This window comes from Kribbella pratensis, assembly GCF_004365355.1.
In the GTDB taxonomy this organism is placed as follows: Bacteria; Actinomycetota; Actinomycetes; order Propionibacteriales; family Kribbellaceae; genus Kribbella.
Genome location: NZ_SODP01000001.1, coordinates 2,242,112 through 2,253,528, shown reverse-complemented (window position 1 = coordinate 2,253,528; position 11,417 = coordinate 2,242,112). Strand labels below are relative to the sequence as shown.

10 protein-coding genes are annotated in these 11,417 nt (G+C 67.9%); 6 read left to right on the top strand and 4 right to left on the bottom strand.

What is annotated here, in order from left to right; genetic code table 11:
- Positions 1-70: 70 nt before the first annotated feature.
- From EV653_RS10695 to EV653_RS10685, 3 genes are read left to right on the top strand one after another with little or no spacing between them, the layout of a single operon-like run.
- Positions 71-1,084 (top strand): ABC transporter permease, encoded by a 1,014-nt coding sequence (locus EV653_RS10695; protein ID WP_134100904.1) that lies wholly within the window; start codon positions 71-73, stop codon positions 1,082-1,084.
- A 35-nt stretch (positions 1,085-1,119) separates the two neighbouring features.
- A complete protein-coding gene (locus EV653_RS10690) occupies positions 1,120-2,157 on the top strand; it encodes an ABC transporter ATP-binding protein (RefSeq protein WP_238159808.1) in 1,038 nt (345 codons plus the stop codon).
- Positions 2,158-2,168: 11 nt separating this feature from the next.
- Complete coding sequence (locus EV653_RS10685; RefSeq protein ID WP_134100902.1) at positions 2,169-3,233, top strand: ABC transporter ATP-binding protein; 1,065 nt, start codon at positions 2,169-2,171, stop codon at positions 3,231-3,233.
- Here the strand turns inward: EV653_RS10685 and EV653_RS10680 are convergent.
- The 4 genes from EV653_RS10680 to EV653_RS10665 are packed head-to-tail and all read right to left on the bottom strand — an operon-like array spanning position 3,218 to position 7,006.
- Positions 3,218-4,390 carry a hypothetical protein gene (locus tag EV653_RS10680; protein WP_134100899.1) on the bottom strand — a complete coding sequence of 391 codons (1,173 nt, stop codon included), beginning with the start codon at positions 4,388-4,390 and terminating at the stop codon, positions 3,218-3,220. The genes EV653_RS10685 and EV653_RS10680 overlap by 16 nt on opposite strands.
- The gene (locus EV653_RS10675; RefSeq protein ID WP_134100896.1) at positions 4,387-4,881 is read right to left on the bottom strand and encodes a SigE family RNA polymerase sigma factor; all 495 of its coding nucleotides are present in this window, start codon (positions 4,879-4,881) and stop codon (positions 4,387-4,389) included. The genes EV653_RS10680 and EV653_RS10675 overlap by 4 nt, the downstream gene beginning before the upstream one ends.
- 20 nt (positions 4,882-4,901) lie before the next feature.
- On the bottom strand, positions 4,902-5,711 hold the full coding sequence (locus EV653_RS41065) for an SGNH/GDSL hydrolase family protein (protein ID WP_166679339.1): 810 nt from the start codon (positions 5,709-5,711) through the stop codon (positions 4,902-4,904).
- Entirely contained in the window at positions 5,708-7,006 is a 1,299-nt protein-coding gene (locus tag EV653_RS10665) for an alpha/beta hydrolase (protein WP_134100890.1), read from the bottom strand. Before EV653_RS10665 ends, EV653_RS41065 begins: the two co-directional genes overlap by 4 nt.
- Positions 7,007-7,224: 218 nt before the next feature.
- On the opposite strand from EV653_RS10665, the gene EV653_RS10660 reads away from it, so the two are divergent.
- The 3 genes from EV653_RS10660 to EV653_RS10650 all read left to right on the top strand — a co-directional run bounded on the left by EV653_RS10660 (position 7,225) and on the right by EV653_RS10650 (position 11,386).
- On the top strand, positions 7,225-8,055 hold the full coding sequence (locus EV653_RS10660; RefSeq protein WP_134100887.1) for an MIP/aquaporin family protein: 831 nt from the start codon (positions 7,225-7,227) through the stop codon (positions 8,053-8,055).
- Positions 8,056-8,082: 27 nt separating this feature from the next.
- On the top strand, positions 8,083-9,600 hold the full coding sequence (gene glpK / locus EV653_RS10655) for a glycerol kinase GlpK (protein ID WP_134100885.1): 1,518 nt from the start codon (positions 8,083-8,085) through the stop codon (positions 9,598-9,600).
- A 73-nt stretch (positions 9,601-9,673) separates the two neighbouring features.
- Positions 9,674-11,386 carry a glycerol-3-phosphate dehydrogenase/oxidase gene (locus EV653_RS10650; RefSeq protein WP_238159671.1) on the top strand — a complete coding sequence of 571 codons (1,713 nt, stop codon included), beginning with the start codon at positions 9,674-9,676 and terminating at the stop codon, positions 11,384-11,386.
- Positions 11,387-11,417: the final 31 nt, after the last annotated feature.

Genomic DNA, 11,417 nt, shown 5'->3' with positions numbered 1-11,417 from the left:
CAGCAGAGGTAGGTGAAGGCTGATGGTGGCCGGTGATCAGCGATGATCACCGGCCACCACGCCGCGCACGGTGCTCGCATATCTGATCCGCCGGTTGATCGGGGCAGTGGTCCTGCTCTTCATAGTCACGGCAGTCACGTTCTCGATCTTCTTCCTGGTCCCGCGGCTCGGCGGTGCCACGGCGGACGACCTGGCCTCGCGGTACGTGGGCCGCAGTGTCGGCAAGGAACAGATCCACCAGACCGCGGAGCGGCTCGGCTTCACCGATCCGCTCTACGTGCAGTACGGGCGCTTCGTGAAGGGCCTGGTCGTCGGGACCGACTACAACTACGGCCCGTCGACGGAGCACTGCCCGCCGCCGTGCTTCGGCTACTCGTTCCTGACCCAGCAGCCGGTCTGGCCGGACCTGGTGTCACGAATACCCGTCACCGCCTCGCTGGCCGGCGGTGCGGCGTTCATCTGGCTCGTCACCGGCGTCGGCACCGGTGTCATCTCCGCGCTGAGACGCGGTTCGGTCCTGGACCGATCCATGATGTCGGTGGCACTGGCCGGGGTGTCGCTGCCGATCTTCTTCACCGGTCTGCTGGCGCTGTCGATCTTCAGTTACGGCCTCGGATGGACCGCGCAAGGCGGTACGAACCCGATGGACGAGACCAATCCGATCTGGTGGGCGTACGACCTGATACTTCCGTGGACGACGCTTGCGTTCCTGTACGCCGCGGCGTACGCCCGGCTGACCCGGGCCGGCATGCTCGAGACGATGAACGACGACTACGTCCGGACGGCGCGGGCCAAGGGCCTGACCGAGCGGGACGTCGTCCTCAGACACGGGCTGCGGTCCGCGCTGACGCCGATCCTGACGATCTTCGGCCTCGACCTCGGTCTGCTGATGGGCGGCGCGATCCTCACCGAGACGACGTTCTCGCTCCCGGGCATCGGTCAGTACGCCGTCATCGCGCTGCGGGCAAACGACCTGCCGAAGGTGCTGGGCGTGACCCTGGTCGCCGCCTTCTTCATCGTGCTGGCCAACCTGGTGGTTGACCTGCTGTACGCCGTCGTCGACCCGAGAGTGCGGATCTCGTGACCGATTCTGAAGACCTGATCCGGCCGCAGGACTCCGTGCAGCGGGTCGAACGCGGCGAGGCGTTCCTCGACGTCCGCGACCTCAGGGTGCATTTCCCGACCGACGACGGTGTGGTGAAGTCCGTCGACGGGATCTCGTTCCAGCTCGAGCGCGGCAAGACCCTCGGCATCGTGGGGGAGTCCGGCTCCGGCAAGAGCGTAACCAGTCTGTCGATCATGGGCCTGCACCCGCCGGGTGTCGCCAGGATCAGCGGCCAGATCTTCCTGGACGGGCAGGATCTGGTGACGTCGAGCCGGGAAGAAGTCCGGTTGCTGCGCGGCAAGCGGATGGCGATGATCTTCCAGGACCCGCTGTCGGCGATGCACCCGTTCTACACGGTCGGGCACCAGATCATCGAGGCGTACCGGGTGCACAACCAGGTCAGCAAGCAGGTCGCGAGGAAGCACGCGATCGAGATGCTGGACCGGGTCGGCATCCCGCAGCCCGACCGGCGCGTGGACGCGTACCCGCACCAGTTCTCCGGCGGTATGCGGCAGCGCGCGATGATCGCGATGGCGCTGTCGTGCGACCCGGACCTGCTGATCGCGGACGAGCCGACGACGGCCCTCGACGTCACCGTGCAGGCGCAGATCCTGGACCTGATCCGGGACCTGCAGCGCGAGTTCAACTCGGCCGTCATCATCATCACCCACGACCTCGGCGTCGTCGCCGAGCTGGCCGACGACATCCAGGTGATGTACGCCGGCCGCGCGGCGGAGTACGGCACGGCGGAGGAGATCTTCGACGAGCCGCAGCACCCGTACACCTGGGGCCTGCTCGGCTCGATGCCGCGGATCGACCGGGAGCGGAGCGAGCGGCTGATCCCGATCATGGGCGCGCCGCCCAGCCTGATCAACGTGCCGACGGGCTGTGCGTTCAACCCGCGCTGCAACTACGCGCACCTGAACGGCGGCGCGAGCGAGACGGAGCGTCCGGAGCTGCTCGACACCGGCAACGGCCACAAGGTCGCCTGCCACCTCTCCCCGAAGAACCGCCAGCAGGCGTGGGAGACCGACATCAAGCCGAAGCTGTGAACGGGACGACTGTGACTACTACTGACTCCGAGCTGACTCCCAAGACCCCGAAGCTAGGGGAGGAGATCCTGTCGGTCACCGGCCTCGTCAAGCACTTCCCGATCCGCAAGGGCGTCCTGCAGCGTCAGGTCGGCGCCGTCCAGGCGGTCGACGGCCTGACCTTCAACGTCACCCGCGGCGAGACGCTGTCGCTGGTCGGCGAGTCGGGCTGCGGCAAGACCACGACCGGCCGGCTGCTCACCCGGCTGGAGACGCCGACCGACGGCAAGATCGTCTTCGAGGGCCGCGACATCAGCCACCTCGGCGAGGGCCGGATGCGGCCGCTGCGTCGCGACGTACAGATGATCTTCCAGGACCCGTACGGTTCGCTGAACCCGCGGCACACGGTCGGCAAGATCGTCGGCGCGCCCTTCAGGCTGCAGCACGTGAAGACCGAGCACGGCGTGAAGAAGGCCGTCCAGGAGCTGCTCGAACTGGTCGGTCTGAGCCCGGAGCACTACAACCGGTACCCGCACGAGTTCTCCGGCGGCCAGCGGCAGCGCATCGGTATCGCCCGTACGCTCGCGCTGCGGCCGAAGCTGATCGTGGCCGACGAGCCGGTGTCCGCGCTGGACGTGTCGATCCAGGCCCAGGTCGTGAACCTGCTGGAGGACCTGCAGGAGGAGTTCGACCTGACGTACGTGATGATCGCGCACGACCTGTCCGTCGTACGGCATGTGTCGGACCGGGTCGCGGTCATGTACCTCGGCAAGATCGTCGAGCTCGCCGACCGCGTCGACCTGTACGAGAAGCCGATGCACCCGTACACCGTCGCATTGCTCTCCGCGGTGCCGGTGCCGGACACCAAGCGCAAGAAGAAGCAGGAGCGGATCCGGTTGCAGGGCGACGTCCCGAGCCCGATCAACCCACCGCCGGCCTGCCGCTTCCACACCCGCTGCTGGAAGGCCCAGGACATCTGCAAGTCCGTCGAGCCACCCCTCGTCGAACTGGCGCCGGGCCACCAAACCGCCTGCCACTTCCCGGAGAACCAGCCCACCGACACCCCGGCCGCGACTGCGGATCAGCCCAAGTCGTAGATGGGTGCGCCGGTCGGCATCGCGAACGGAGTCGTTCGCGGTGCCGTCTTGCTGAAGGTGTAGGTGGAGAACTCCGGCGCCACGACCCCGTAGGTGCTGGTCCGGGCGTCGACAACGAGCAGGTCCGCCTCGTTGCGAGACGTGTGTCGCGCTCCAGCCGCGGTGAAGGTCGTGTCGTCGAGCCACTGCCCGAACCTGAATTTCCAATAGCTGGTGCGCGGCAACGGGCGACCGGTCGGGGTCGTCACGCCGTACAGTTGCAGATCGGACCAGACCGGCTGGGGGCCCGCGGAGGCGTCGTTCGGCTGCGTCACGAGGTACTTCGCGCCTGGTGACAGGAACGCCTGCTCCCCGGCGAACGTGGTTCTGTCTCCGGTGGTCAGCGTGGGACCCACCCTCAACGTATGCCCTGCGGCCGGTTGGACGAGCGGTTGCTGGTACACCAGTTGACCCGCGGACACGGTTCGGACGGCGTCCGGGGGCACCTTGGCCAGCAGTTCGCCGTTGTTCGTGCTGATGTCCCAGCGGTACAGGCCTTTGAGCGTTCCGAAGTACGCGGTGTTGCCGTCGATGGCGACGATCCTGGGGCCGTACGCAAGGCTGGCGTTCGCGGGGATCGCGTTGCCGGCGGGCGTACGGACGAGCTCGCGGTTCGCCGCGACGTCGTACACCACCGACTCGCAATGGTCGTTGAAGTCCTCGACCCACGCGACCAAGCTGCCGCGGTGGTCGGCGGTCAGGCGCCACGTGCCCTTTCCGGTGGCACGGACCCCGGCCCGGTCAGCGATGTGGATGTTGTTGCCTTCGTCAAGGAACACGAAGCCGGCATCGGTCTGGACGAAGGCGTTGATGTGCTTGGACGGCACCGGGATGACATCGCTGCCGTAGTGGATCTTGTTGCCGAGCGCAAAGGTTACCGCGCGGCGTTCGACGTACGGCGCCGGACGGGCCGGCTGGGGTCGCGGGGTACGGGGACGGATCAGGGTCGCGCCACCGACGGCAACCGCTGCGGTGGCGACCGCGCCGCCGAGGACGGTCAGCGCCCGTCGGCGGGAGATCTGCCGGTTGCCGGCCGCAACGATGCCGTCGAGGTCGAGGGGCGGCGGTTCGATACCGTCGGCGCGCTCGTTGAGGGTGTCCCGGAGGAGGTCGGTCATTCGGTCATCCCTGCTTTCAGCACGACGTCGGACCCGAGACGGGTCCGGAGCTTCTTGAGTGCGTCGGAGACCTGGCTCTTGACGGTCCCGACGCTGCAGCCGAGCACCTCGGCCGTCTGCGGTTCGGTGAGGTCCTCGTAGTACCGCAGTACCAGCGCCGCGCGCTGCCTGGGCGGGAGCTTCTGCAGTTCGTACCACAGCCAGACGCGGGCGGTGACGTCGTCCGGGTCGGCGGGACGGTCCGGCACGTCGTCGTTGGGGAGCTCGGCACGCCAGGACTTACGCCGCCACCAGTCGATCGCGGTGGTGGTGATGACGCGGCGGGTGTAGGCCTCGGCGTTGTTCGGATCGCGGAGGCGGTGCCAGCCGACGTACGTCTTGACCAGGGCTTCCTGGACGAGGTCCTCCGCCAGGCCGCGGTCGCCGGCCAGCAGGTAGGCGTACCTGTAGAGCGCGCCGTGGCGGCTGGTCGCGAAGTCCGCGAAGCTCATCTGGTTTCCCCTCCGTCGATCTACCCTCCCTGACGTGGGGACGGCGTCAAAGGGTTGGGTGTTGCGGCGAGGAGGGTTCGGGCGATCAGGGCGTGGCCGGCGGCGTTCGGGTGGTCGCCGTCGGAGGCGAGCAGGCTGGTGATGTCGGAGCTGTTCTCGAACGGGGTGTAGATGTCGACGTAGGTCGCGTCGTCCGCACCGGCCGCGGCGGCGATCGCGGCATTGGTGCGGACGGTGAGCTGGTCGCTGGCGATCCGGCCGCTCGGGGTGTACTGGCGTTCGGCGACATCGCCGTCCTTGAAGACGTTCCAGTACCCGGTCATCAGGATCGTGGTCGGCAGGTTGGCCCGCAGGACGTGGATCCGGTGGAGGATCTTGCCCAGGTTGACCTGGAGCTGCTCGAACTCGTCGGACACGCAGTCACCCGTGCACTGGCCGCTGGTGACGTCGTCGTGGTGGTCGCCGAAATCGTTCGCGCCGATCGTGATCAGTACGACGTTCGCCGCTGCGGTGGCCTGCTCGGCGGGGGAGTTGCGCTGGTCGAGCAGCTGCAGCAGACCGTTCGAGTCGATGCCCGCGACGCCGAGGTTGTTGACGATCACCGGTGCGCCGGATCGGTCGTGCAGCAGGTCGCCGTACATCTGGGGGAACGCGGAGCAGTCGCAGTTGTGGCCGGACGTGACCGAGTCGCCGAGCGCGACGACCCGGACCTCACCGGCAGCCCGGGGCTGCGGCCGGAGGACCTCGCTGATCGTGTCCGCGCTGCTGATCGCGGTCACGACCGCCAGGACGACCAGACCGATCGCGAGTCGTCGGAGTATCTGGATCACGCCGGTTTCGTGTGCCTCGCTTCCTGATGCCGTTGCGAGTGCGGGACCTCGAGCTGGTTCGCCAGCCAAGGATAGGCCGTGGCGAACGCCGGGGCGGCGAACTGCCACACGTGCGTGCCGGGCGAGATCTCGACCCGGGACCAGATCCCGACCTTGGCGGCGGCCGCCGAGAGTTCCTCGGCCTCGTGCTGGTGCCGCAGCTCCTGGGTGCTGGTGAGGAACAGGCCGTTGACGTTCGTGTACTTGCCGTGGGCATGCATCACCAGGAGTGGCTCGTTCGCGTGCTCGAGCGCCACGTTGCCGCCGTACAGGTCGTGCAGGCTCGCCGCCGGCGTGCTCGTGTACGGCGCGAGGTCGCCGGAGATGTCGATGAAGTGGTCGAAGACGTCCGGGTGCTCGACGACCAGGTCGATGGCGCAGGTGCCGCCCATCGAGAACCCGGCGACCGCCCACTGCCGCGGGTCGTGCGAGGCGCCGAACGTCTTCTCGACGAAGTGCGGGATGTCCTGGTCCAGGTGGTCCGCAGAGTTCCCGCGCGGGCCGTTCACGCACTCGGTGTCGTTGTCGAACCGCTCGGTCGCGTCGACGAAGACCAGGATCGGCGCGTACCCGTGATGCCGGTGTGCGTACGCGTCGGACACCTGTACGGCGTTGCCGAGCCGCACCCAGTCGCCCGGACCGCCGCGCTCGCCGCCGATCAGCTCGACGACCGGCAGCGCGGGCCGGTGGTCACCGCGGAACCAGATCGGAGGGAGGTAGACCAGCTCCTGCCGGTGATTGAAATGGCTGTACGTCGCGGGGATGTTCACCGCGACCAGCCTCCCGGCCGGCGGGAGCTTCGTCGTACCGGCCGTGTGGGCGAGGCCCGCCATCGATACCTGACCCGGCAGCGGTGTGTCGGTCCAGTCGTTCACCGCGGAGTCGATCGTCGGGTAGTAGCCGACGAACTGATTGATCCCGTTGGCGCACACCAACGCGGCAAGCGCGGCCGCGACCACGGCCGTACCCCGCCGCCACCACCGCGCCGTCCGCCACCCGGCGCCCAGCACGATCAACGCGCCGACCGCCAGCCCGAACCACAACCACACCGAGAACGGCAACGGATCGGTGAGTCCGATCAACTCGGCCCCCGGGTAGGCCGCGAACAACGTCACGAACGCCGCCGCCCCGACGACAATTGGCACCACCCCCAACCGCCACCGCCGGTCCCGCCACCCCACGGCCGCGATCAGAACCCCCGCCGCAACCACCTCCAGCACCGCCGGAAACCATCCCCCGAGCAGCGACACACTCATCCAACCCTCCCGAAACCGAGTTGACCCACAGCCCAGACGCCGAACTCCGGCACCCGGTTGGCATGGTCGGCCGCGTAATCAGGAGATTACTGTGTGTCGCAGCTCACAGCCTGGGAATCGGCGTTCGACAATGTCGAACGGTGGGCGTTGTTTCGCCTGGTTGTCACTCCTAGATTCCAGCCAGCCGTGGTCGTCACGGCGGGGAAGGGAGGTTCGGTATGGCTACGACCGAAGCGGTCAAGGCGAAAACCCTCCTGGGGGAGTGTTGCGCGGAGTTCGCGGGCACGTTCATCCTGATCCTGTTCGGCGTCGGCGTGGTGGCCCAGGTGGTTGCCGGCGGGATCGGAGGCCACGACTCGATCGCGTGGGCCTGGGGTCTCGGGGTGACGCTGGGGGTCTACACGGCGGGCCGGATGACCGGTGCGCATCTGAATCCGGCGGTGACGGTCGCGCTGGCGACGTTCCGCGGGTTCAGCTGGAGGAAGGTGCTGCCGTACTCGCTGTCACAGATCGTCGGGGCGTTCGTGGCGGCTCTGGTGGTCCGCTGGAACTACACCGAGGCGATCGGCAAGGTGGATCCCGGGCACACGATCAAGACCCAGGGCATCTTCTCCACCCTGCCCGGCAACGGCGCCGACATCGGCGTCCACATGTGGGGCGGCTTGCGGGACCAGATCATCGGTACGGCGATCCTGATGTTCCTGATCCTCGCCGTCACCGACCTGCGCAACACGGCCCCGGCCGCGAACCTGGCCCCGTTCATCGTGGGTCTGATCGTGGTGGCGATCGGTATGGCCTGGGGCACCAATGCCGGCTACGCGATCAACCCGGCCCGTGACTTCGGGCCGCGACTGGCGTCCTTCCTCACCGGATACGGGACAGCTTTCAAGGATCAGTTCGGGGATATCTATTTCTGGGTGCCGATAGTCGGGCCCATCATCGGCGCCCTGGTCGGCGGGTTCCTGTACGACCTGCTGGTGGGCCGCAACCTGCCGATCGCCGACACGGACGAGGAGCCGGGCCGGATCCCCGAGGAGAAGACCGCATGACACCCCTGTGTGAGGAGAGGACTTTCCATGGCTGACTTCGTCGGTGCCGTCGACCAAGGCACCACGAGCACCCGATTCATGATCTTCGACCACTCCGGCAACGAGGTGGGCATCCACCAGCTGGAGCACGAGCAGATCCTGCCGCAGGCGGGATGGGTGGAGCACAACCCGCTGGAGATCTGGGAGCGGACCAGCTCGGTGATCCGGACCGCGCTGAACGCGAACAACCTGCAGGCGAGCGACCTGGCGGCGCTCGGCATCACGAACCAGCGCGAGACCGCGGTGGTGTGGAACCGCAAGACCGGACGCCCGTACTACAACGCGATCGTCTGGCAGGACACCCGGACCGACCGGATCGCCTCCGCGCTGGAGCGTGAAGGCAAGGGCGACGTGATCCGGCAGAAGGCCGGTCTGCCGCCGGCGACGTACTTCTCGGCCGGCAAGGTGCAGTGGATCCTGGAGAACGTCGACGGCGTCCGCGAGGCCGCCGAGGCCGGTGACGCCGTGTTCGGCAACACCGACACCTATCTGCTGTGGAACCTGACCGGCGGCCCCGACGGCGGCGTACACGTCACCGATGTGACGAATGCCAGCCGGACGATGCTGATGAACCTCGAGACGCTCGACTGGGACGACGAGCTGATCAGCTTCTTCAACATCCCGCGGCAGATGCTGCCGGAGATCCGTCCGTCGTCGGACCCGAACAAGTACGGCGAGACGCTGGCCAACGGTCCGTTGGGCGGCGTCGTGCCGCTCACCGGCGACCTCGGGGACCAGCAGGCGGCAACCGTCGGTCAGGTCTGCTTCAAACCGGGCGAGGCGAAGAACACCTACGGCACCGGCAACTTCATGCTGCTGAACACCGGCACCGAGCTGGTCCGGTCCAAGGCCGGCCTGCTCAGCACGATGTGCTACAAGTTCGGCGACGAGGCGCCGGTCTACGCGCTGGAGGGTTCCATCGCCGTGACCGGCTCCGCAGTGCAATGGCTGCGGGACCAACTCGGCATCATCTCCGGCGCGAGTGAGATCGAGACGCTGGCCCGGACCGTCGAGGACAACGGCGGCGTGTACTTCGTGCCCGCGTTCTCGGGCCTGTTCGCGCCGTACTGGCGGTCCGACGCGCGCGGGGCGATCGTCGGGCTGTCGCGGTTCAACACCAACGCTCACCTGGCGCGCGCAACACTGGAAGCGATCTGCTACCAGAGCAAGGACGTCGCCGACGCGATGGAGAAGGACTCGGGCGTGACGCTCGACGTGCTGAAGGTCGACGGCGGCGTGACGGCCAACGAGCTGGCCATGCAGATGCAGGCCGACATCCTCGGCGTACCGGTGAGCAAGCCGGTCGTCGCGGAGACCACGGCTCTCGGTGCGGCGTACGCGGCCGGTCTCGCGGTCGGGTTCTGGAAGACCAAGGAAGAGCTCGTCCAGAACTGGAACGAGGACAAGCGGTGGGAGCCGCAGTGGTCGGACGAGCAGCGTGCCGCGGGGTACGCCGGCTGGCAGAAGGCAGTCCAGCGGACACTGGACTGGGTGGACGTCAGCTGATCGACCGGCAGTGATCGGCAGTGATCGGCAGCACAGCAGTAGATAAGTAACTGGAATCGGAAGGAACAGCACAGTGGGCGTAGTGGCTCTGTCCCCGCAAGCGAGGGCCGACGCGATCGACGCGATGGCCGACGGACGGGAACTGGACGTCCTGGTGATCGGTGGCGGGGTGGTCGGCACCGGGTCGGCGCTCGACGCCGCGACCCGGGGTCTGACCACCGGACTGCTGGAGGCGCGCGACTTTGCGAGCGGCACCTCCAGCCGGTCCAGCAAGCTGATCCATGGCGGCCTGCGCTACCTGGAGATGCTCGACTTCCGACTGGTGCACGAGGCGTTGCAGGAGCGCGGTCTGCTCCTGCAACGCCTGGCACCGCACCTGGTCAAGCCGGTGCCGTTCCTGTACCCGCTCCAGCACCGCTGGTGGGAGCGGTTCTACGCCGGCTCCGGCGTCGCCCTGTACGACGGTATGGCGGTCAGCTCGGGCCTGGGAGCCGGGCTGCCGCTCCACCGGCACCTGACCCGCCGCGGCGCGATGCGGTTGGTCCCGTCGTTGAAGAAGTCCGCCCTGGTCGGCGCGCTGCAGTACTACGACGCGCAGGTCGACGACGCCCGCCACACGATGGAGCTCGCGCGGACTGCCGCGTCGTACGGAGCGCATGTGGCGAACCGCGTGAAGGTGACCGGCTTCCTGCGGCAGGGTGAGCGGGTCACCGGCGTCCAGGCGAAGGACCTCGAGAGCGGTCGCGAGTTCGAGGTCCGCGCGAAGCAGGTCGTGAACGCGACCGGCGTCTGGACCGACGACACGCAGGCGATGGTGGGGGAGCGCGGGCAGTACCACGTCCGCGCGTCGAAGGGCATCCACCTCGTCGTGCCGAAGGACCGGATCCAGTCCAGCACCGGGATGATCCTGCGGACCGAGAAGTCCGTGCTGTTCATCATCCCGTGGGGCCGGCACTGGCTGATCGGCACCACGGACACCGACTGGCACCTGGACAAGGCGCATCCGGCCGCGACGAGCAAGGACATCGAATACCTGCTCGACCACGTCAACGCAGTACTCACGACCCCGCTCACCCGCGAGGACGTCGAGGGCGTGTACGCCGGACTGCGGCCGCTGCTCGCCGGTGAGTCGGAGAGTACGTCGAAGCTGTCCCGCGAACACGTCGTCGCCCACACCGCACCGGGTCTCGTGGTAGTTGCTGGTGGCAAGTACACGACGTACCGGGTGATGGCGAAGGACGCGATCGACGCGGTGGCGGACGCGCTGGACGGACGGGTGCCGAAGAGCGTCACGAAGAACATCCCGCTGGTCGGCGCCGACGGGTACCACGCGTTGTGGAACCAGCGCCACCTGATCGCGCAGCGCTCCGGTCTGCACGTGGCCCGCATCGAGCACCTGCTGAACCGGTACGGCGCGCTGGTCGACGAAGTACTGCAGCTCGTCGAGGAGGACCCGTCGCTGGGCGAGCAGCTGCCCGGCACGCAGGACTACTTGAAGGCGGAGATCGTGTACGGCGCCAAGGCCGAGGGCGCTCGTCATCTCGACGACATCCTTGCCCGGCGCACCCGGATCTCGATCGAGGCCTGGGACCGCGGCGTCGGCGCAGCGGAGGCAGCTGCCCGGCTGGTCGCACCGATCCTCGGCTGGGACGCGGCGACAATCGAGCGCGAGGTCTCGTTCTACAACAGGCGCGTCCAGTCCGAACGGGACTCGCAGGACCAGCCCGACGACGAGTCCGCCGACAAGGTGCGCCTCGAGGCTCCGGACATCGTCTCGCCGGCCTGACCATCAGCGCGGGGAGGACCGGCACGGTCCT

What these genes read in the sequence shown, in the direction of transcription:
- EV653_RS10680 (WP_134100899.1), bottom strand. Translation starts at nt 4,390, where the DNA reads ATGACCGACCTCCTCCGGGACACCCTCAACGAGCGCGCCGACGGTATC.
- EV653_RS10675 (WP_134100896.1), bottom strand. Translation starts at nt 4,881, where the DNA reads ATGAGCTTCGCGGACTTCGCGACCAGCCGCCACGGCGCGCTCTACAGG.
- EV653_RS10665 (WP_134100890.1), bottom strand. Translation starts at nt 7,006, where the DNA reads ATGAGTGTGTCGCTGCTCGGGGGATGGTTTCCGGCGGTGCTGGAGGTG.
- EV653_RS10660 (WP_134100887.1), top strand. Translation starts at nt 7,225, where the DNA reads ATGGCTACGACCGAAGCGGTCAAGGCGAAAACCCTCCTGGGGGAGTGT.
- glpK (WP_134100885.1), top strand. Translation starts at nt 8,083, where the DNA reads ATGGCTGACTTCGTCGGTGCCGTCGACCAAGGCACCACGAGCACCCGA.